We start from the raw sequence: 19,908 nt of genomic DNA, 5'->3' as shown, positions 1-19,908 counted from the left end.
CCCCATAGAGGTACTCCGATCAGGCGCTGACGGCGCCGCTCGAAAAAATGCATGGACACCCGGAACAATCATGACGATCCGTTGTTTCGAAAACTTGCCGGCGCGGCAGGGAAGCGGAACATGTCAGAGTTGATGACCCAGCCGGACAAGCTGCGGGCCGACGCAGCGGAATGCGCCCTCATTCGTGATCTCGCCACCGACCGCGACAAGCGCGAGCTGTTCGCGCGCCTGGCCGAGCATCTGAGCATGCTCGCCGCCGAGGTCGAGCACGCGGCGCGCGCACGGGATGGGCACGCAGAGAATGCGAGCCTGCGCTGAACCGCGACGCTCGCCGGACGAACTGCGCCGATTGCGCTCCGCTGCTGTTGCGGTGCTCGCCACACAATCGCGCACCTCCCATTCGCTATAGATCGGGATGATCCGCGATCGATTCGCGCAGCGAGCGATCACGCCCCTCTCAGCGCCACAGGTGCCGATCTTGCGACGTCTCCTCCCCCGTCTCGCCTGCCTCGTTCTGCCGCTTCTCCTCGCTTTCCCCGCCACAGCCGCTGAGCTCGTCGGCCGCGTCAGCATCGTCGATGGCGACACGCTGGACATTCACGGCGAACGGATTCGCCTGTGGGGCATCGACGCGCCCGAAAGCGCGCAGCTCTGCCGCGGCCGCGACCGCAAGCCATATCGCTGCGGCGCGCTGGCCGCCAACACGCTGGACGCGTTCACGCGCAGCAAGGTTCTGCGCTGCCTGCCGGTCGATGGCGATCGCTACGGCCGCATCGTCGCGCGTTGCGCCGCCGGCGCGACGGATCTCGGCCAGTTCATGGTGTCGCGCGGGCTTGCGGTCGAGGAGCCGCAATATTCGCGCGGCGTTTACACCGCCGATCAGCGCGCCGCCCGCCGCGCCGGCCGCGGCATCTGGTCGGGCCGCTTCATCGCGCCGCCGCTCTATCGGAGCTGCATGCATGCCGGCGGTACGACGTCGGTGTGCTCGGACGGCGGGATCGGCTGGCGGTGAGCGCCGCCGCATGACGACGTCGCCTTCCACCACACCCGACACAACACCTCAATTGCCACGCGTTGGCCTCTGGCTGTACGGTCGCGCATCGCAGAGATCAGGGCTGGATGAGGACGATGACGGAGACAAAGACGCGCGTGGCGATCCTGTTCGGCGGGCGCTCGGCGGAGCACGACGTCTCGCGGGCCTCGGCGGCCAACATCGTCCGCTCGCTCGATGCCGGTCGCTACGCCGTCACGCTGATCGGCATCACCACCGACGGACGCTGGGTGCTCGCCGACGCTGCGAATGACGGCACGGGCGCGGCGCTGACCGTACCCGCTGACGGCCCGCAGATCGTGCTGCTGCCGGCCGGCCAGGGCCGCGCGCTGGTCATCGGCGACGGCGCCCCGCGCGAGCTCGCCTTCGACGTCGTGTTTCCGGTGCTGCACGGTCCGAACGGCGAGGACGGCACCGTGCAGGGCGCGCTGGAGCTCGCCGATGTCGCCTATGTCGGCGGCCGCGTGATGGGATCGGCGGCGGCGATGGACAAGGACGTCGCCAAGCGCCTGCTGCGCGATGCCGGCCTGCCGATCGTGCCGTTCGTCACCATGACGGAAGCGTCGCCTGTGACCTATGCGGCGGCGGTCGACGCCGTCGGGTCATCCGAGCTGTTCGTCAAGCCGGCCAATCTCGGCTCCTCCGTCGGCATCTCCAAGGCGCGCAACGCCGAGGAGTTCGAAGCCGCCTGCCGCCTGGCGCTGCGCTTCGACCTGAAGATCCTGATCGAGCGCTGCATCAGCCCGGTGCGCGAGATCGAATGCGCGGTGCTGGAGCATGCCGACGGCGAGGTCGCCGCCTCCGAGCTCGGCGAGATCGTGCCCGCCGACAGCCACGGCTTCTATTCCTATGAGGCCAAATACACCGATGCCAAGGGCGCCTCGCTGCACGTCCCGGCGCAGGTCGAACCCGCTCTCGCCGCGCGCATCCGCAAAATGGCCACCGAGGTGTTCGGCGTGCTCTGCTGCGAGAGTCTCGCGCGCGTCGACTTCTTCGTCCGCGGCGAGGAGGTCTACGTCAACGAGGTGAACACCCTGCCGGGCTTCACCAACATCAGCATGTACCCGAAGATGTGGGAGGCCACCGGCCTGCCCCAGCCGGCGCTGATGGACAGCCTGATCGCACACGCGCTGGCGCGCCATGCCCGGCTCAGGCAACTGGCGTCGCAGCGCTGAGGAACGCGTCTGCGGCCGCCGCAGGTCAGCGCGGCGCCACCTTGACGCCGGCGGCGACCCGGTCACTGGGATAGATGATCACGACATCGCCGCTGGCGACGCCGTCGGCCACGGCGGCGAACCGGCCCGAGCGCCGGATGAGCCGGACGGTGCGCAACTCGGCGCGCCCATCCTTCAGCGCGAACACCGACCAGTCGTCACCGCGCTTGAACAGCGCGCCGGTCGGAACGATGGTCGCATCCTCCTGCGTGAAGACGACGATCTGCGCATCGAGCTGATAGGCATCGCCGAGCCGCTGCCATTGCTCGGCCGGCGAGACGATGTCGATCAGCACGTTGACCCGCTGCTCCTCGACACCGAGCGTGGAGATCTTCGTGAAAGCCGCCGGCTCGACCCGGCGAACCCTGCCCGACAGGCGGCCTGCCCCGCCCCAGCGATCGATCGTGACCTCGGCGCCGGGACGGATCTCGACCGCGTCGGTGCTCAGCACGTCGATGACCACTTCGAGATCACGGGGATCGCCGAGCTCGAGCAGCGCCGCGCCTGGCTGCACCGTCGTCTCGCTTTCCTGGATCACTTTCAGCACCAGCCCGCCGACCGGCGCGGTCACGCTCCAGCTATCCGCCGGCGCATCGGCATCGGTCTTGCTCCCGTAGCGCGCCAGCATCGCCCTAAGCTGGCTGAGCTCGTGCTCGGCGGCATGGTCGGCATATTCGGCGGCGCGCAGGTCACGTTCGGCAATCCGCATCGCGAGCTCGGCGCGCTCCCGCGCCTGCGCCGTCGCGGCTCCGCTGGCGGCCAGGGCCGTGGTACGCGCCAGATCGGCGCTCGCCTGCGCACTCTGCGCCTGCGCTCGGGCCACTACCTCCTTGGCGCGCTCGACATTGGCCTCTGCCGCACCGAGCAGCTCCTCGACCTCGCGGCGGGCCCGCGGATCGAGCAGCGGCGCCGGCGCCGGCATGATTGTGGCGACCACGTCGTCGGCCTTGACCTGGTCGCCGGCCTTGAAGCGGATGCGGCCGAGACGGCCGGCGAGCGGCGCGGCCACGACGTAGCGCTGGCGCACCCGCGTCTTGCCGTCGTCCTCGACGGTGGCAACGAACCGCCCTTTCGTCACCGCGGCCGTCTCCACCGGGACGGGGCCCGGCATCATCATCCAGGCGATGACGGCGGCCGCCGCCAGAACGCTCGATACGATGACGACGCGGCGCAAAACGGGTGGCATGCTCATTCCCTGGTCTTGAGGGCCGCGACCAGATCGAGCTGATCCACCCTCCTGCGGACGATGATGGCGCTGATCGCGGCGCTGGCCAAGACCACCGCTGTCGCGATCAGGTAGGTCTGCGGCGCGATCACGCCCGGGATCTGGAAGCTCTCGCTGGAATGCAGGCGCGCGATCAGCCCGATGATGGCGTGCGACAGCCACAGGCCGAGCGGAATCCCGACCGCGATGTCCAGCGCGAACTCGCCGAACAGGATGCCCGCGACCTCGCCGCGGGTGAAGCCCAGCACCCGCAGGCTCGCGAGCTCCCAGGCGCGCTCCTGCAGGCTGATGCGGGCGCTGTTGTAGACCACGCCCACGGTGATGATCGCGGCGAAGCCGGTGAGGATGCCGGCGGTGACGAACACGAGGCCCGCGATCTTCTCGATGAAGGATGCGAGGGTGTAGGCCTTCATCGTCACGGATTCGATTTTCGGCATGCTCTTGAACCTCGCGCCGAGCGCAGCCAGCGCCGCCGGCTCGACCTGGAGGCTCGCCGCCGAGATCACCGCGCCTTCGCCGGTGAAGCGGTTGAGCGTGTCGATGTCCATGTAGGACGCCATGCCGATCGCCTCGTCGACGATGGCGCTCACCGGCAGGTCGCGCCGCCGACGGTGGCCTTCCATCGCCTCCACCGTCACGACCTGCCCTGCGCTCAGCGCCAGGCGCTCGGCAAGGCGTCGGGTCAGCGTGATGCCATCGGGCGCCGCGACGATCGGACGACGCGCGGAATCGTGCGGTCGCCGCAGCTCGTCGGTGGCCGCCAGTCCGATCACCGAGGTGAGGTAGCTCTGGTGCCCGGCCCGCAGGCGCACCGGAACGATGCGCTGGCCTTCGATCGCGAGCACGCCGGGCTGGCGCGCCAGGTCACGCAGGATCGCGCGGTCCATCGGATGGATGAAAGTGATCGTGGCGTTGCCGCGCTCGACCAGATTGAACTGCAACTCGATCATCTCGCCGATGGCGTCGCGCCAGAAGATCCCGAGCACCATCATCGGCACCGCGAAGGCGATGCCGACGATGGTGAACAGCGAACGGAACGGCCGCCCAGCGACGTTGCGCAGCATCATCATCCGCCGCGCGCCGAACGCCGTGCCGGGCAGGATGCGCTCGATCCAGGAGCGGCGGAACCCCAGCGGCATCGCGGGCCGCATCGCCTCCGCCGGCGCAAGGCCGACGACCTCCTGAAGCGCCGTGACGACACCGAGGGCGCCCGCCGCGACGCTGATCGCGACACCGGCCACCGCCGCCCATGGCGCCAGCCGAAACGGCAGCTCCGGAAGACGGAAGAACCCCTGATAGCTCGCGATCATGGCATGGCCGAAGCCGACGCCGCCGGCGATGCCGAGCACCGATCCGATCAGCACGATGACCAGCATCAGCTTGAGATAGTGGAAGGTGAGCCGCAGCGTCGGAAAGCCGAGCGCCTTCAGCGCCGCGATCTGCTCGCGCTGCGCGGCGACCAGCCGCCCGAGCGCGCCGTTGAGCAGGAACGTGGCGACACCGAAGAAGATGATGGGGATGGTGATCGACATCACCTTCTGCTGGTTCAGCTCGTCCTCGAGAAAGCGGTTCGACGGCTGGTCCCGCCGCGCGATCGCGCCGATCGAGCCATAGGGCTCGAGCAGCCGGTCGAGCTCCTCGATCACGGGCTTGGGATCGACACCCGGAGCGAGCGCGACCACGGCATCGTTGAACGCCCCTTTCATGTCGAAGGCGGCCTCGGCCGCGCTCCGGTCGACCCACAGGATGGCGTAGAGGCGATCGTCGGGGATCGGCAATCCCGGCTTCACCGCGTAGACATATTCCGGCGACAACGCGATGCCGGAAACCCGGAAGCCCTGCACGCGGCCATTGAGCAGCACGCGGATTTCGTCACCCGGACTGACGCCATTGGCCTCGGCAAACGCCTCGTTGACCGCGGCGCTGCGGGCGGCACCCGGCTCGGGCGCGGCGCCGCGGCGCAGATGCAACCGCGCCAGGGGCTCATCGCCGGCGTGGGTCAGCGACACCAGGCGGGCCGAGACCGGTTGCGAGACGGCCGGCCAATCGACGATGACCTCGCGCACGATGCGCGGCTCGACCGCGACCACGCCAGGAATGGAATTGAGCCGCGGCACCAGCGCGAGCGGCGCCCGCTTCAGCGTGACGAAGATCTGCGGAAACCGGCCGTCGGCATAGAACTGCTCGCAGCCGCCGCGCAGGGACAAATAGGTCGAGACCGAGCCGACGAACACGGCGACACCGGCCGCCACCAGCAGCGCGATCGTGACCACCTGTCCGCGCATCGCGCCGACGTCGCGCCACAGCTTGCGGTCCAGCAGGCTCACCAGCGCACCTCATCGGCCGAGAGGCGCCGCGCATTGCGCGTCTCGCCGACGATGCGCCCGCCGCCGAGCCGGAGCACGCGATCGGCCATGCCGGCGATCGCCGCATTGTGCGTGATGATGATGGTGGTCGTCCCGAGCTGCGCGTTGGCGCGCGCGATCGCGGCGAGCACGACCTTCCCCGTCTCATAGTCCAGCGCACCGGTCGGCTCGTCGCACAACAGCACGTCGGGCGCCTTGACCATGGCGCGGGCCACCGCGACGCGCTGCTGCTCGCCGCCGGACAGTTGCGAGGGAAAGTGGTCGATCCGCCGCTCGAGGCCGACGAGCTTGAGCACCTCGAGCGGATCGAGCGGCTTGTCGGCGATCTCGGTGACCAGCGCGACGTTCTCGAGGACCGTCAGACTCGGGATCAGGTTGTAGAACTGAAACACGAAGCCGACATGCTCGCGCCGGTAGCGCGTCAGCTCGGCATCGCCGGCGCCGACCAGTTGATGATCGCGCCATTGCGCTTCGCCCGACGTCGGGCTGTCCAGTCCGCCGAGGATGTTGAGCAGGGTCGACTTGCCCGATCCCGACGGCCCGAGCAGCACCACGAGCTCCCCCTCGTAGATGTCGAGGTCGACATCGCGCAGCGCATGCACCTCGACCTCGCCCATCCGATAGGTCTTCGAGAGCTTGCGCGCGCGGAACACCGGGGCGGCGCCGGGCCGATCAGAAGGCGCGGCGGGGCCCCCGTCGTTGGTGACGGCCGAACTCATCGGGCTGCGGTTCCTGCACCAAAGGCCCGCATCGAACGTGCGAGACGTCTCACGCCTAAATCCTCGACATCGGATGACATCCCCGACCATCGGTCGGCAGCCATCGTCATCCGTTGATGCATGTCAAGCGGACCACATCATCACGTGGCCAACGCGCTGATGCCCATCAGACCGCGGTCGCGATCACATACACCAGCACGGCTGCGCCGAGGCAGCGGCGCCAGGGGTTGACGCCGCGCAGGAGTTCGTCGAACGCCCAGACGAAGAGACTGGCTTTGACCAGACAATCCAGATTGGCGCCTGTCTGACCCGGCGGATGCCAGACCCAGCCGACGAGGCTGCCCGCCAGCACGATCCAAAGAGCGGGGTTCGGCATCTGGGCGATCGTGATCTCGCCGGTCGCGCGATTGCGGAAGAACCAGTTCAGGAATCGCGACATCGGACCACCCGCGTTCGTCGTGACATGGTCATGCGCCCTCCCGAGGACGACACCCGCCAGGATATTCGTGCCCGCTTAACGGGGGAGATGCATCATGGTTGCCGGTAGCAGCGACGCGCAGATGTGCAGATGTATTGCCCCCGCACGATGGAATGCAGCGCCACCGGCATATTCACGGGCGCCACCGTTTTGCTAGTCCGCGCGTGAATGCGCGAGGAAGAACCGCAACATCTCCCGTGTCGCATCCGGCCCTTTGGGATCGGTGTACGAACCGGCCGGACTGCCGCCCGACCAGGCGTGAGCGGCGCCGTGAATGGTCCAGTGCTCCGACGTCACCTTCCCGCTGGCCTCCGTCAGCAAAGTCCGCGTGAAGGCATGGCCGCCGGGCACCCGCCCGCGCACGACCGACGATGTCCCGCTGAAGGCGGCGGCCGACTGCGCGACGATCCGGTCGCCATTGGCGGGATGCACGGTGGCGTCGCGATCGCCATGGAAGACGATGGTCGGCACAACCGATCTCCGATCTGCCGTGTGGCCGGCGCCTTGGCGCATCGCCATCAACGCCGAGGGAAGATCGCGCGCGGCCCCGCAGGCGAGACCGGAATGGACGCCCGCCGCGGCGTAGAGATCGGGATAGGTCGCGGCCATGATGGCGGCCGTGGCGCCTCCGGCCGACAGGCCGGCGACATAGACGCGCCTGGAATCTACAGCATGGTCGCGCATCACCTGGCGGGTGATGCCCGCGATCAGCGACGGCTCGCCGCCCTCGCGCTGCTGGTCGCCGGTGCGAAACCAGTTCCAGCATTTCGACTGATTGGCACCGCTCGGCTGCTCCGGATAGACGACGAGGCAGCTCTGCTCCTCGCCCAGGAAGTTCATCCGTGTGCCGGCCGCGAAATCGTCCGCCGACTGTGTGCAGCCATGCAGCATGACGACGAGCGGAAGCTGACGGCCCTCGGCCCTGCTGGGGATCAACAGCTTGTAGCTCCGGCGTCCCGCCGCATTGCCGAAGCTGGCCTGGACGAATCTTGCACCTTCGGGGGTGGTGTCGCGCGCCGAAGGCGCGCGCAGATGCGGACCTCGCAGGCCGAAGCCCGGCAGCTCGCCGAGATCTTCGCGCCGGACGGGTCGCTGGCGCGCCTGAGCGGGCTTGGCTTGCCATGGCTTGGCTTGCCATGGCTTGTGCGATGGCTTGGCCTGCGTGGCGCGCGCTTGCGCCGGGGCAACCTTCGCGGACGGCCGGTCGCGCTCACTGACGCGCGTCGCCTGTCCCTCGATGGTCGGAGGCGCGAGCCGCGCCGGCACTGATCGCACTGGACTGGCCGCTGCCGCCGGCGAGCCATCGCCGCGCAGCATACGTTGCAGCAACGCCGTGGCCTCGCCCAACTGGCCGGCCCGCGTCAGGCGCGTCGCTTCGCGCATGATCTCTTGGTTCAGCATCGCGCTACCTCATTCTGTCGGCGAGAGCGGCCTTGACCGCGGGGGTGGCATGCAGTGCGCCCAGCACGGAGACCGAGGCGACGGTGGCGCGGGCCAGCTCGGGCGTCACATCGGCGGCGATGGTGGCAAGCCCAAGCACGTTGATTTGCAGCATCTGCCCTGCCCGCTGCGCCGCTTCGAGATCGGCGCGGCTGTAATGCCGCAAGCCGAGGTCCAGGCTGTTGCGCACCGTCGACTGCCTGACCACGTCGGCGTGCCGGTCGAGCTGATTGCGGATCGCGGTGCGGATGAAATCGGTGCGATTGGAATAGAACCCTTCCCGCACCATCAGATCGACCTGACCGAGATCGACGTAGCCGAGATTGACGGTGATCTTCTCGGTGTCCGGAACTTTCCCGCGGAGTGGGTGGACGTTGTCGGGCACAGCGGCATCCAATTCCACCATCCACTGGGATGGTGCATGGATGGCATATGGATGCCCACCGTTGACATTCAAGGCGCAAGCGCAATGTTCCGCCAGGGAACCGGTGATGCCGCGAGCTTCCTGTCGATCCTATCGCCTGCCAGCGCGGCCCGGCTCGATGCAGCAACCGAGGAAAGGGCCGGTCCAACATCGGAGGGGCAAGATAGAGCGTGCAGTCGCCACTGCCCCACCGCCGCGCACGCCGTCGTTAGTGTAGTGCACAGTAACCCCGGGGCCGTAACCCTGGTCATCGTCGAAGGCGGACGATCCAGTACGCCGAGGTTTTTCGGTTCGGTATCTTCTGCAGCAGAATACTGGATGCTCCGCTTTTGGCGGAGCATGACAGCATTGGAGACGGCGAGAGCTCATCCCACGGCCAATTGCCGATTCTCAGGAAATGCTCGTCTCGTTCGCCCCAAGCACCAAGACTCACCGCGGCGGCATCTTCTCGAATTTCGGCAGCGCCGGATCGAGGTGATCCCAGGCGTACCCGGCTGATGTCCACGACACCAGTTGCGGCTTGTAGCGGCCGGGGTCGTCGAGACTGGCCGGCGGGACGATGAACACCTCGGGCATCGCGGGAAATGTCAGGTGAACGTGCGAGCCGCAGGTCGGGCAGAAGGCGCGCCGCTTGACGGTGCCGCCGTCGCCGATGCTCTGCCAATGCGACACCTCGCCGTCGACCTTCACCTCCGCCGCGACGAAGGTCAAATGCGATTGATGCCCGGTGCCGCTGTCGCGCTGACATTGCCGGCACTGGCAGTCCAGCATCACGGCCGGCTCGCCCGTAATCTCGTAGCGGACTGCGCCGCAGGCGCAGCCGCCGGCATAGGACTTCGTCATGTCGCTCTCCTTGTTCAATGCGGCCGCTGCGATGACGCCTGTTCGGCGGCGATCTGATCGAGCTTCTTGACGACCGTCTTCCAGCCCTCGCCCATCTTGCGATAGGCGGTGTCATTGGTCGGCAGCACGAAGCCGGAATGCACCAGGCGAAGGCGCGTGCCCGTGTCCGCCTTGGAAAGACTGAAGGTGACCACCGTCTCCAGCTTCGCGCCGTAGCCGACATTGCTGTCGTGGCCGCCCTTCCACGCGTAGGACAGCCGCTCGTTCGGCACGACCTCCAGCACCTCGCAGTGAATGGTGCCATCCCATTCGCCGGCCGGCGTCGTTTGAAAGGTGAACCGATTGCCGATGATCGGCTCAAAGCCCTTGGGCGCCATCAGCCAGCGGCCGATCAGCTCGCCGTTGGTCAAGGCTTTCCAGATGATCTCCGGCGCATGCGGAAAGATGTCCTCGACGACAATGGCCCGCGTATCCGCGTTCACGGCTTGGTTCATGGATCGATGTCCTTCAGCAGGTTTCTCAGATTGGCAAAGCGGTCGCGCCAGAACGCGCCGTAATGGCTCATCCAGTCGGCCAGCGGCTCCAGGCCGCGTGGCTCCGCGCGGTAATAGACCTTGCGGCCCTCGGGGCGCTCGCAGACCAAGCCGGCCTGTTTCAAGGATTTCAGATGCTGGGAGATCGCGCCCTGCGTGACGGTGCTGCCGCGGGTGAGTTCGACGACGGTGATCTCGTCGGCCTCGACGATGCGCTCGAACACCGCACGCCGCGTCGGATCGGCCAGCGCGCGCATGACGGCAGTGATGGGTTCAGGCTGGATCATGAAAAAACAATAGCAATCGCTAATCAATTAGTCAACACTAATATTATTGGAAAGACCGCCTGGCGTTTCGCCATGGCAAGGGGAGCCAACCTCCACGGCTAAATCGCCCACTCGAAAATCCGAATTTTTATTCTTCCGTTTTTCAGAATTTGATGCTACGGTGTCGCGTCCCGCCTCGATTGAGGGGCGTTTCGCGATCGTCACGAGCGTTGGGTGCGGGATGCGGTGGGCGTGTCGGGTTGCAGCGTGAGCGATCATGCCGACGAACGATCCGATGCGCACGGCGAAATCGTGTGGTCCTGGCATCCCGGTGCTGATGCCAAGCCGGCGCTGCAAGTTCGACGAGCGCGCGGGCATTTCGGTGACAGTGCACTTAACTTCTTAGGCGTTTTGATTGCGCGTTTGACGACAAGGCACTCAGGCTCGCAGCCGCGCCGGCGCCTTGGCCGCGACGCTCACCCGTCCTCCGCCTCGGCCGGCTTCGGCCCGCGTTTGGCGGGCTTGAGCACGCGCCCGGTCAATTTCTCGATGCGGGCGAGGAAGCGGTCGCTGCCGATCGGCCGGCCGATGCTCTCGGCGGCGCGCAGACGCGCGAACAGCGCATCCTCGTCGTCCGGCGCGCGGCTCAGGAGTCCGGCGATGTCCGGGAACATCGTCTTCACCGGCTCACGTGCGGTCAGACCGTCGTCGCGCCCGCGCAGATGCGCGCGCGTGCTCGACCAGGCCCAGTCCTGGGCGCGAGCCACCAGCCGCGCCCGCACCGGATTGAGACTGACGTAGCGCAGCGCCGCCGCCAGATGCGCCTCGTCCATCGCCACCGCGCCGAACCGCCCCTGCCAGAAATGCCCGCTGCGCTTGCGGCGCGCCTGGATGACGCCGGCATAGCTGCGATGCACCCGCGACAGCGCCCGGCGCAGACCGTCGGCATCCGACGGCACCAGGATCAGATGCACGTGGTTCGGCATCAGGCACCACGCCCACACCGCGACGTCAGCCGCCCGGCAATGGGTCGCGAGCAGATCGCGGTACAGCGCGTAGTCGTCGTCGCCGAAGAATGTCCGCGCCCGACCATTGCCGCGCTGGGTGACGTGGTGCGGCAGACCAGGGATAACGACACGGGCAAGGCGGGCCATGCAGCATCATGCGCACTCGGACGGCGCATGTCAAATTAAGTGCACTGTCACCGTAAATCCGTCAGCATTTCCATAAGAATCACGGTTATCCTTGCAGCATCCGCATGCGTTACATCTGGATCGATCGTCTGCGCGCTTCGTTCTATTTGATCGATAAATTGGCTAGCCAGCTCCTTGTTCTCGGATCCGTGCACTGCCCGAAACTGGCGCACTACGGCTTGATCCTGAACAAGCTGGAGCGCTACAGGCATCAGCTCCTCGCGCGACCGAAGTGCCCTCCGCTGTAGAATTTCCTGCCAACGATCCGTCGAATGTTCAGTCGAACCAGCCTCCGGACGGCCAGTCGTTATGTGGAGAACGTATTTTGGTTTTTCTTCTTCGGCCATTACGACCCCCATGTTATTCTAAGGAGCGAACTGATCGACTGCTCTAGCAGTTAAGCATCGGAAGAGAATGGCCCACTTTGAACTAATGAGCTATCTCTCCAAGGCGGGCCATGCGCCATCTTGCGCACTCGGACGGCACATGTCAAATTAAGTGCACTGTCACCTTAAATCCCAATCTATTCATTCGAGCACTTAAACAAGCTCTTTGGCTGACGACATGTGAGATCCCAATGCCCCGCAAATCGGCAAGACGACAACACGATTCGACGGCCATCGGACTCGCCAGCAATTGAACAGTGCTCGTCATCCAGCAAAATGCCGCTATCTGTCATTCGCCAAACGCCTTGAATAGATTCTGCCTCACCCGTCGGCTCAAGTACAAATCCCGAAAGCGCGCCGCCTTCGAACAAGCAAATTCTGACAAGCCACCGCCTATTTGAGGAGGGCTTCGAATCTAGCCCGCGGTCGACGCTCAACGCCCAACAACCTCTTACGTCCTTCTGCAACAGATTCTTGGCCGATAGCTCCTGAGAAAGCCCGACCGATGTGAAGCAGAGCAAAGCGGGCAGCAGTATCGAACCGCTCAGCGCGCGGATCGGATACAACGCTAAAAATATCCTTATTAGCCTCTGCGAGCCATTCATGGTTACGACTATTAGACCCGATTGACGGAGTTACGGTGACAGTGCACAAAACTGCGCAAGCCTGGTTTCAGCGTCCCCCCGCTCAATCCTCCTCTACGGGCTTCGGCCCGCGTTTGGCCGGCTTGAGCACGCGCCCGGTCAATTTCTCGATGCGGGCGAGGAAGCGGTCGCTGCCGATCGGCCGGCCGATGCTCTCGGCGGCGCGCAGACGCGCGAACAGAGCCTCCTCGTCCTCCGGCGCGCGGGTCAGGAGTCCGGCAATGTCCGGGAACATTGCCTTCACCGGCTCACGTGCGGTCAGGCCGTCGTCGCGCCCGCGCAGATGCGCGCGCGTGCTCGACCAGCCCCAGTCCTGGGCGCGCGCCGCCAGCCGCGCCCGCACCGGATTGAGACTGACATAGCGCAGCGCCGCCGCCAGATGCGCCTCGTCCATCGCCACGGCGCCGAACCGCCCCTGCCAGAAATGCCCGCTGCGCTTGCGGCGCGCCTAGATGACGCCGGCATAGCTGCGATGCACCCGCGACAGCGCCCGGCGCAGCCCGTCGGCATCCGACGGCACCAGGATCAGATGCACGTGGTTCGGCATCAGGCACCACGCCCACACCGCGACGTCAGCCGCCCGGCAATGGGTCGCGAGCAGATCGCGGTAGAGCGCGTAGTCGTCGTCGCCGAAGAATGTTCGCGCGCGGCCATTGCCGCGCTGGGTGACGTGGTGCGGCAGACCAGGAACGACGACACGGGCAAGGCGGGCCATGCGCCATCTTGCGCACTCGGACGGCGCATGTCAATTAAGTGCACTGTCACCGTAAATCCGAAGCTCGATGATAAACAATCTCAGCTAATGCGGCGGCGAACTGAACCGGATCAAGACTATTGTTGCTCATTATATTCCCCCGAAGATGTTTACAAGCGAGTAGCGCTTGAAGAAATAGACGTATTCAGCGCGTTCGAAGGCATAACCAAAATCACCGGTATGCCGCTGCAGCTCCTCGTTGATCGGCTGCCCGTTAATTCGATTTACATTAGGGTTGCTGTTAGAACTAATCTCAGATGGCAGGCCATCAATGTTCCAGACGACATCGCAAAACGCGAAACCCTTGAGCTCGGGCCGTACGCTGACGTCGACATAGCTTTTTCTCGGCTTCGCCTTGATCTCGGCCGGCAACTGCCCGGTAGCATCGAGACGGTTCAACGATAGATCCGACGCTGCCGGATACACGTCGCCGACAACGTGCCCGGTGAAGAAGATCAGCGCCCCTGGCTTATGACGCGGAAGCCCAGGGAAGAACGTCGATTCCGTAGGAAAAAACTCGTAGAGGGGGCTATCTTCGAACAGCACCTTCCTTCCATGATAGTCGCCAGCAGAATAGAGCGCGCGTTGCGCGTCGCCGTTTGGATACCAATAATCTGGCCTGCTCGCAGGCCAGAATGGCCGGATCGCTTCGCTCACTGTATCCGGCAGTTTCACGCGCGAAAGGCCGCTACATATAGACCCCATCGCACGATAGCCGGGCTTCCATCGTACTTTCTTCCAGCGATCCACCTCGTTGATACCTAGCAATCCATACGTTACGAAATTCTTTGAAGCCTCCGTACCCCGCCATTCCTGCCATTCTTCGCGCGTCGCCTTGCTGATCGTAGCACCGAAAAACTTCAATTCGGAAAGCGGGCTCTCGTAAGCATCTTCGGACGCATAAGCTACGCCGAACCAGGTGCGTCCGCACTCTCGTAAGTCACAATTAGTGGCAGCAGGCTCTTTGGGACCTTTCCATTGTCGGTCGTCTCACCACCACAAGCCTCCGGCGGCCGCACTACTACGCCGTGCCCGTCCTTCATCTTGAGCCCGAAGGCCATCGGCGCCACGCTGACCTCGACGGTTCGGTCATTGTCCTTGTACGTTGTGATGCTTACGCGACAGCCGACCACGATATCGAAATTGAGAGGCTCGCCCTTGTAGGCGAGCTTGACCTTCAGGCGATAATAGGTCGCGCGATCCTCTCCGGGAGTTCTCACCTCGCGCGACTTGGTAAAGCTCGAATCACCAAAAAGAGCTCGCGAGCTCATGCCCAGCAGCACAATACCTGCGCCGATTCCAAGGAGGACAACGATAAATCTCCTCATCCTAGCACTCCAGAAGCCAACGATTCTGCGAACTGTCTTCCAGCGAGATTTGAGACGAATCTACAATCGTTTACTAAGATGGATATCTGCATTCGCGGTGAATGACGCGAAAGGAGGTCGATCAAGACGGTCATCGTTCCCTCAAGCTCTCGTGCCGATACCTCAAGCGCGGCGACATCACATACTCGATGATCCGCCGTGTCCCCGTCTTGATCTCCACCGTCACCGCCATGCCGGGCGCAAGCGCGACCATCTTGTCCTCCACCTGCATTCGCTTCTCGTCCAGCGACACCCGCGCCGCGTAGAGGAACTCCTGGCCCGCCGGCTCGCTTGTCTCCGCCAGCGCTCCGGCGGTCTTGCCGCCATTCTGTTTGTCCGCGGGCTTCTCGCGGACGATGGAGTCCTGCGAGACGCTGATCACCTTGCCGTGGACGAGGCCGTAGCGGGTGAAGTTGAAGGTATCGATCTTGATCTCGGCTGATTGCCCGACATTGACGAAGCCGATGTCGCGGTTGGAGATCATGGCTTCCGCCTCGAGCTGGCTGTCGGCGGGCACGATGAGCATCAACTGTTGCGCCGGTGTGACGACGCCGCCGACGGTGTGCAAAGCGAGCTGCTGAACTGTGCCGTCGATCGGCGCGCGCAGCACCTGCTCGGCGATCTTGCGCTCGGCCTTGACGAGGTCCTGCGTCAATTCGTCCGCCTTCTTCTCGGCGTCCGAGAGATCCGACAGCACCTGACGCTCGAAGCCTGAGCGGGTCTGCGCCAGCTGCTGCTCCAGCGCCAGCCGCGCGGCCTCGATCTCGACCAGGCGCCGCGTCTGCACGATGCGCTCGCTCTGCTGATCGATCAGCCGCGACTGCGCATCGATGAAGGCGATCTGGTTGCCGTACTGGATCTCCTTGGCGTTGCGGCGGATGTCGGCGGTCTCCTGCAGGAACGGCAAAGTGGCGTCGATCTTGGCGATCGCGGCCTCGATCGACTGCGCCTCGGCGCGCTTCTGCGCGATCTGTTGCAGATTGGAGGCGAGCTTCGACTGCTGCTCGGCGGCCTGGGCCTGCAGCGCGGCGCGAGCGCGCGCGACGTCGGTGGGCGCGGCGCCTTGCGGCACCACCAGCGGCCGCAGCTCGGCCAGATCAGCGAAGCTGTCGCGCAGCACGCCGAGCCGGGCGACGTCGAGCCGCGCCTGCATCAGGCCCTGCGCGACGCGGCGGCGCTCGGCCTCGGTCACGGTGCGGTCGAGTTCGACCAGCGCTTGCCCCAGCATCGCAGGCTCCTCCCAGCCTGGGAGGAAACATCCTCCGCCCATCCGAGCAAGGCGAGATTGCCGGCAGCAAAAATCAGGTTTGCCAAATCGTTACAAGGGGATCACGGTTTCGGCCGGCGGCCTCGAAGATTCTTCTTCTGTTTTTCGGAATTTCATGCTATGATCCCGCGCCGTCCCGCCTCACTTGAGGGGCGTTTCGCGATCGTCACGAGCGTTGGGTGCGGGATGCGGTGGGCGTGTCGGGTTGCAGCGTGAGCGATCATGCCGACGAACGATCCGATGCGCACGGCGAAGTCGTGTGGTCCTGGCATCCCGGTGCTGATGCCAAGCCGGCGCTGCAAGTTCGACGAGCGCGCGGGCGACGGGGGCAAGAAAGCCGATCCCCGGGGAGATCACGTATAAGCCGTTCCAACCATTGCGCGGGGAAGGCCGGGATGATCCGGCCCGTACCTGTGGTTCCTGCCGCCTGCATTTTTTTCGCAGGCGGGCCATGGGTGCGACCGGCACCCGGCCTTTCCCGCGCCCTCATTCTGAAGAGGGCGGTCAGACGAGCAACACTCGGACGCGGAAGCGGGCGCGAGGATGAGAGCACATGTTTCAGCGTCATTCATGTTTCAGCGTCATTGCGAGGAGCGCAGCGACGAAGCAATCCAGAGTCGTCGCGAGACTCTGGATTGCTTCGCTCGGCATGACGCCTCCATCTCCACTGTCGTCCCGGGCAAGCTGCGGCAACGCGTCAGCGTTGGCGCGGCGCCGCCCCCGGGGCCATACTCCGCAGCGGTCGTGTGACGCACGCTGGAGCGTCCAGCTCGCAAGCCCAACCCCGCCGGTGGTTATGGATCCCGGCGTTCGCCGGATGACACTGAGATTTTGACAGCCACCGTGGCCCCAATGCGCAGCTTTGAACCTTCGCCACCGCTGCCCGAACACACCCAAGCGCCTCACTCCCGCCAAATCCCGCAGAAAAACCGACTGAATCCGCCTCCCCGATCCGGTAGACTCGCCGCGTGACCCATCGCCCTACGATTCTCGTCTTCGACTCAGGCCTCGGCGGCCTGTCCGTGCTGCGCGAGGTGGTGCGGGCGCGGCCCGATGCCCACTACGTCTATGTCGCCGACGACGCGTTCTTTCCGTACGGCCATCACAGCGAGGCGGCGCTGATCGCCCGCGTGGTGCCGCTGATGGGCGAGTTGATCGCCGCGCACGAGCCGGACCTCGTCGTGATCGCCTGCAACACCGCCTCGGTGCAGACGCTGGCGCCGCTGCGCGCGGCCTACGCGACGCCGTTCGTCGGCACCGTGCCCGCGATCAAGCCGGCCTGCGCGCAATCCCTGACGAAGCGCGTCTCCGTGCTCGGCACCAAGGCGACGGTGCAGCGCGAATACACCCACGCCCTCATCCGCGACTTCGCGCGGGGCTGCGCCGTCACGCTGGTCGGCTCGCCGGAACTCGCGTCACTGGCGGAGGCCGCGCTCAGCGGAACCCAGGTCAGCGACGCGGCCATTGCCGCCGAGATCGCGCCTTGCTTCGTGGGCGACGCCGCCGATCCCGCGGGCCGGACCGACACCGTCGTGCTCGCCTGCACGCATTATCCGCTGCTGCTCGACCGGCTCGAACGCCTGGCGCCCTGGCCGGTGACCTGGATAGATCCCGCGCCCGCCATCGCGCGCCGTGTCGTCGACCTGCTGGGCCCCCCGGCTGGCGGCCCCGACGATGGCGGCGCCACCATGATCTTCACCTCGAACAAGCCACATCAGCTCGGCCGCGCGCTCACGCCCTATTTCGGCGGCCGCGTCCCGGCCTGACGGAGACCGCCGATGTCCGCAGCGCCCAAACCGCTCAACCGCCTCAAGCAGGCTTGGCGCGACAAGCAGCCGACCTTCGGCGCCATCGCCACCATCCCGAGCATCCAGACCGTGCGTATCATGGCGCAGTCGCTCGACTGGATCATCGTCGACCTCGAGCACGGGCCGATCGATCTCTCGACGGCGCATGCGATGATCACGGCTACCGCAGGCACGCCCTGCGTGCCGCTGGTGCGCATCGCCGCCAACGAGCCGCATCTGGCGAAGGCGCCGATGGACCTCGGCGCGCTCGGCATCAACTTCCCGATGATTTCCAGCCGCACTGATGCCGAGAAGGCGGTCCGTAGCGTGCGCTACCCGCCCCAGGGCGACCGCCTGTGGGGTCCGTTCCACGCCCCCTTCCGCTGGAACGTGTCGATGGCCGACTACATGGCGACCGCCGACGACGACATGATCTGCATGGTGACGATCGAGCATGTCGAGGCGGTCGAGCGGATCGACGAGATCATGGCCACGCCCGGCATCGACATCGCGGTGATCGGCCCGGGCGATCTCGCCACCTCGATCAACAAGCGCGGCCAGCTCGATGATCCCGAAGTGAAATCCCTGATCGCCCGCGCCGAGGCCGGCATCCTCAGATCAGGCGTGCCGATCGGCGGCGCCGCGCGCTCGGCCGATCAGGCCAATGCGATGATCGCGCGCGGTTACGTGGCGCTGGCGCTCGGCTTCGACTGGTCCTTGTTTCAGCGCGGCATCGCCGCGAGCTTCGAGGGGATCAAGCGCTGATTCGCGCCGTTTCGAGCCGCGCTTCATGTTTCAAACGAAAAACAACTTTGCGGAAGAAGACATGAGGAAGAAGACGATTTTCGGTCTGTCGCCGGCCGTGCTCGGGGTCTGAGGCCAAGCCGCTCGCCTCGCCGGCGCCCTCGAACGGCGCTTCCGTAACCCGGCCTGCGGTGTTAACAGCAGCCGCCGCCGGGGAGCCGGATCAGGCCAAGCAGAACGAACGGGAGCGACAGGTCCAGGATGCGCGGAACCACCAGGCCGATTTCGCTGCACCGCCGTCTGATCATCGATCTGATGCTCGCCTCCCGTGGTGTGCCGTTCGTCTCACTGGCCCGGACGATCCAGATCGGGCCGCTGCTGGAGGCCCGCGCCGCGGCCGTCCGCCCGCCCGGTTTCGCCGCGCTCTTCGTCAAGGCGTTCGCCCTGGTCGCCCGCGACGAGCCGGTGCTGCGCACGCTCTACACCGGGTGGCCGCGGCGCTGCCTCTACGAGCTGCCGCGCAGCGTCGCCACCGTCACCATTGCCCGGGTCGAGAATGGCGAGGATTGCGTGCTGCCGCAGCGCGTCTCCGGGCCGGAGGCCATGTCGCTGGCCGAGATCGACGCTGTCATCCGGCAGGGCAAGGAGGCGCCGGTCGGGGACGTCGCCATGTTCCGCAAGATCATGCGGGCGACCCGGCTGCCGTTGCCACTGCGCCGGTTCGCTTGGTGGGTCGGGCTGAATTTCGGACGCCAGCGCGCCAACTGGTTCGGCAATTTCTCCGTCACCAGCGTCGCGGCCTGCGGCGGCGGCCAGCTCCTCGCCCTGAGCCCGGGACCGTTCATCATCAATTACGACGTCGTCGCGCCGGACCAGACGATTCCCATCCTGATCCGTTGGGATCACCGGGTTACCGACGGCGCCGTGATCGCCAGGACGGCGATCCGGCTCGAGCAGGTGCTGAATGGCGAGATCGCGGCCGAGCTGCGGGCCCGCCCGGTTCCCGGGCGCGGGCCGGCGGAGGCCGACCTGGGATGCGAGGCGGCGCGGCAGAAAATGACCGTCCTGAGCGGGCCACAGGCGTGATTTGCCGGCAAAAGGGGCGGTTGCGGTTTGACAAACCGGCGCTTTCTCGCTTAAGAACCCCCCTGCTCGCGGGCCGCTTTCGGCCCGCGTTGCGTTTCGCGACCCGTGGCCTTCTCCCTTC

Annotated in this window: 22 protein-coding genes; 6 read left to right on the top strand and 16 right to left on the bottom strand. The window is 65.9% G+C overall.

Translation table 11 applies throughout. The features are described 5' to 3' along the window. Window positions 1–132: 132 nt before the first annotated feature. The 3 genes from QW863_RS06485 to QW863_RS06475 all read left to right on the top strand — a co-directional run bounded on the left by QW863_RS06485 (window position 133) and on the right by QW863_RS06475 (window position 2,226). Window positions 133–318, top strand: a complete 186-nt coding sequence (locus QW863_RS06485; RefSeq protein WP_315714985.1) for a hypothetical protein — start codon at window positions 133–135, stop codon at window positions 316–318. A 157-nt stretch (window positions 319–475) separates the two neighbouring features. Next, a complete protein-coding gene (locus tag QW863_RS06480) occupies window positions 476–1,012 on the top strand; it encodes a thermonuclease family protein (RefSeq protein ID WP_315714986.1) in 537 nt (178 codons plus the stop codon). A gap of 116 nt (window positions 1,013–1,128) precedes the next feature. Continuing rightward, window positions 1,129–2,226: a D-alanine--D-alanine ligase family protein gene (locus tag QW863_RS06475; RefSeq protein ID WP_315714810.1), complete on the top strand. Its 1,098-nt coding sequence runs from the start codon at window positions 1,129–1,131 to the stop codon at window positions 2,224–2,226. Between the two features lie 25 nt (window positions 2,227–2,251). On the opposite strand, the gene QW863_RS06470 is transcribed toward QW863_RS06475, so the two are convergent. From QW863_RS06470 to QW863_RS06395, 16 genes are all read right to left on the bottom strand, one after another. Beyond that, on the bottom strand, window positions 2,252–3,451 hold the full coding sequence (locus tag QW863_RS06470) for an efflux RND transporter periplasmic adaptor subunit (RefSeq protein WP_315714811.1): 1,200 nt from the start codon (window positions 3,449–3,451) through the stop codon (window positions 2,252–2,254). 2 nt (window positions 3,452–3,453) lie between these two features. Beyond that, entirely contained in the window at window positions 3,454–5,820 is a 2,367-nt protein-coding gene (locus tag QW863_RS06465) for an ABC transporter permease (RefSeq protein ID WP_315714987.1), read from the bottom strand. Then, window positions 5,814–6,575 (bottom strand): ABC transporter ATP-binding protein, encoded by a 762-nt coding sequence (locus QW863_RS06460; protein ID WP_315714812.1) that lies wholly within the window; start codon window positions 6,573–6,575, stop codon window positions 5,814–5,816. Before QW863_RS06460 ends, QW863_RS06465 begins: the two co-directional genes overlap by 7 nt. A 166-nt stretch (window positions 6,576–6,741) precedes the next feature. Next, a complete protein-coding gene (locus tag QW863_RS06455) occupies window positions 6,742–7,014 on the bottom strand; it encodes a hypothetical protein (protein WP_315714813.1) in 273 nt (90 codons plus the stop codon). Window positions 7,015–7,206: 192 nt separating this feature from the next. Continuing rightward, window positions 7,207–8,454: a PHB depolymerase family esterase gene (locus QW863_RS06450; RefSeq protein ID WP_315714814.1), complete on the bottom strand. Its 1,248-nt coding sequence runs from the start codon at window positions 8,452–8,454 to the stop codon at window positions 7,207–7,209. 4 nt (window positions 8,455–8,458) lie between these two features. Further along, window positions 8,459–8,899, bottom strand: a complete 441-nt coding sequence (locus tag QW863_RS06445) for a CopG family transcriptional regulator (protein WP_315714988.1) — start codon at window positions 8,897–8,899, stop codon at window positions 8,459–8,461. Between the two features lie 447 nt (window positions 8,900–9,346). Continuing rightward, window positions 9,347–9,760 carry a GFA family protein gene (locus tag QW863_RS06440; RefSeq protein WP_315714815.1) on the bottom strand — a complete coding sequence of 138 codons (414 nt, stop codon included), beginning with the start codon at window positions 9,758–9,760 and terminating at the stop codon, window positions 9,347–9,349. Window positions 9,761–9,774: 14 nt separating this feature from the next. Further along, on the bottom strand, window positions 9,775–10,254 hold the full coding sequence (locus QW863_RS06435; RefSeq protein ID WP_315714816.1) for an SRPBCC domain-containing protein: 480 nt from the start codon (window positions 10,252–10,254) through the stop codon (window positions 9,775–9,777). Beyond that, window positions 10,251–10,580 (bottom strand): metalloregulator ArsR/SmtB family transcription factor, encoded by a 330-nt coding sequence (locus QW863_RS06430; protein ID WP_315714817.1) that lies wholly within the window; start codon window positions 10,578–10,580, stop codon window positions 10,251–10,253. The genes QW863_RS06435 and QW863_RS06430 overlap by 4 nt, the downstream gene beginning before the upstream one ends. A gap of 455 nt (window positions 10,581–11,035) precedes the next feature. Continuing rightward, window positions 11,036–11,713, bottom strand: coding sequence for a transposase (locus tag QW863_RS06425; RefSeq protein WP_315714818.1), 678 nt, complete (start codon window positions 11,711–11,713; stop codon window positions 11,036–11,038). A gap of 47 nt (window positions 11,714–11,760) precedes the next feature. Then, entirely contained in the window at window positions 11,761–12,099 is a 339-nt protein-coding gene (locus QW863_RS06420) for a hypothetical protein (RefSeq protein ID WP_315714819.1), read from the bottom strand. A 726-nt stretch (window positions 12,100–12,825) separates the two neighbouring features. Continuing rightward, window positions 12,826–13,182 carry a hypothetical protein gene (locus QW863_RS06415; protein WP_315714820.1) on the bottom strand — a complete coding sequence of 119 codons (357 nt, stop codon included), beginning with the start codon at window positions 13,180–13,182 and terminating at the stop codon, window positions 12,826–12,828. Between the two features lie 48 nt (window positions 13,183–13,230). Next, complete coding sequence (locus tag QW863_RS06410) at window positions 13,231–13,497, bottom strand: transposase (RefSeq protein WP_315714821.1); 267 nt, start codon at window positions 13,495–13,497, stop codon at window positions 13,231–13,233. Between the two features lie 129 nt (window positions 13,498–13,626). Continuing rightward, window positions 13,627–14,400, bottom strand: coding sequence for a hypothetical protein (locus tag QW863_RS06405; protein WP_315714822.1), 774 nt, complete (start codon window positions 14,398–14,400; stop codon window positions 13,627–13,629). 41 nt (window positions 14,401–14,441) lie between these two features. After that, window positions 14,442–14,864 (bottom strand): hypothetical protein, encoded by a 423-nt coding sequence (locus QW863_RS06400; RefSeq protein WP_315714823.1) that lies wholly within the window; start codon window positions 14,862–14,864, stop codon window positions 14,442–14,444. Between the two features lie 130 nt (window positions 14,865–14,994). After that, window positions 14,995–16,131, bottom strand: a complete 1,137-nt coding sequence (locus QW863_RS06395; RefSeq protein WP_315714824.1) for an HlyD family type I secretion periplasmic adaptor subunit — start codon at window positions 16,129–16,131, stop codon at window positions 14,995–14,997. A gap of 1,007 nt (window positions 16,132–17,138) precedes the next feature. Between QW863_RS06395 and murI the strand changes: the two genes are divergently transcribed. The 3 genes from murI to QW863_RS06380 all read left to right on the top strand — a co-directional run bounded on the left by murI (window position 17,139) and on the right by QW863_RS06380 (window position 19,787). Then, on the top strand, window positions 17,139–17,936 hold the full coding sequence (gene murI, locus QW863_RS06390) for a glutamate racemase (protein WP_315714825.1): 798 nt from the start codon (window positions 17,139–17,141) through the stop codon (window positions 17,934–17,936). Between the two features lie 12 nt (window positions 17,937–17,948). Beyond that, window positions 17,949–18,722 (top strand): HpcH/HpaI aldolase family protein, encoded by a 774-nt coding sequence (locus tag QW863_RS06385; RefSeq protein WP_315714826.1) that lies wholly within the window; start codon window positions 17,949–17,951, stop codon window positions 18,720–18,722. Window positions 18,723–18,962: 240 nt separating this feature from the next. Next, window positions 18,963–19,787, top strand: coding sequence for an acyltransferase (locus tag QW863_RS06380; RefSeq protein WP_315714827.1), 825 nt, complete (start codon window positions 18,963–18,965; stop codon window positions 19,785–19,787). Window positions 19,788–19,908: the final 121 nt, after the last annotated feature.

The sequence above is a fragment of the Bradyrhizobium sp. SZCCHNR1017 genome, assembly GCF_032381375.1.
GTDB lineage: Bacteria > Pseudomonadota > Alphaproteobacteria > Rhizobiales > Xanthobacteraceae > Bradyrhizobium.
This window is presented reverse-complemented; position numbering and strand designations above follow the sequence as displayed.

Coding starts and splice junctions, on each gene's coding strand:
- QW863_RS06425 (WP_315714818.1), bottom strand. CDS start 11,713: ATGGCCCGCCTTGCCCGTGTCGTTATCCCTGGTCTGCCGCACCACGTC.
- QW863_RS06395 (WP_315714824.1), bottom strand. CDS start 16,131: ATGCTGGGGCAAGCGCTGGTCGAACTCGACCGCACCGTGACCGAGGCC.
- QW863_RS06380 (WP_315714827.1), top strand. CDS start 18,963: ATGCGCGGAACCACCAGGCCGATTTCGCTGCACCGCCGTCTGATCATC.
- QW863_RS06475 (WP_315714810.1), top strand. CDS start 1,129: ATGACGGAGACAAAGACGCGCGTGGCGATCCTGTTCGGCGGGCGCTCG.
- QW863_RS06420 (WP_315714819.1), bottom strand. CDS start 12,099: ATGGCCGAAGAAGAAAAACCAAAATACGTTCTCCACATAACGACTGGC.
- QW863_RS06455 (WP_315714813.1), bottom strand. CDS start 7,014: ATGTCGCGATTCCTGAACTGGTTCTTCCGCAATCGCGCGACCGGCGAG.
- QW863_RS06385 (WP_315714826.1), top strand. CDS start 17,949: ATGTCCGCAGCGCCCAAACCGCTCAACCGCCTCAAGCAGGCTTGGCGC.
- QW863_RS06410 (WP_315714821.1), bottom strand. CDS start 13,497: ATGGCCCGCCTTGCCCGTGTCGTCGTTCCTGGTCTGCCGCACCACGTC.
- QW863_RS06450 (WP_315714814.1), bottom strand. CDS start 8,454: ATGCTGAACCAAGAGATCATGCGCGAAGCGACGCGCCTGACGCGGGCC.
- QW863_RS06485 (WP_315714985.1), top strand. CDS start 133: ATGACCCAGCCGGACAAGCTGCGGGCCGACGCAGCGGAATGCGCCCTC.
- QW863_RS06460 (WP_315714812.1), bottom strand. CDS start 6,575: ATGAGTTCGGCCGTCACCAACGACGGGGGCCCCGCCGCGCCTTCTGAT.
- QW863_RS06430 (WP_315714817.1), bottom strand. CDS start 10,580: ATGATCCAGCCTGAACCCATCACTGCCGTCATGCGCGCGCTGGCCGAT.
- QW863_RS06445 (WP_315714988.1), bottom strand. CDS start 8,899: ATGGTGGAATTGGATGCCGCTGTGCCCGACAACGTCCACCCACTCCGC.
- QW863_RS06400 (WP_315714823.1), bottom strand. CDS start 14,864: ATGAGGAGATTTATCGTTGTCCTCCTTGGAATCGGCGCAGGTATTGTG.
- QW863_RS06435 (WP_315714816.1), bottom strand. CDS start 10,254: ATGAACCAAGCCGTGAACGCGGATACGCGGGCCATTGTCGTCGAGGAC.
- QW863_RS06470 (WP_315714811.1), bottom strand. CDS start 3,451: ATGCCACCCGTTTTGCGCCGCGTCGTCATCGTATCGAGCGTTCTGGCG.
- QW863_RS06440 (WP_315714815.1), bottom strand. CDS start 9,760: ATGACGAAGTCCTATGCCGGCGGCTGCGCCTGCGGCGCAGTCCGCTAC.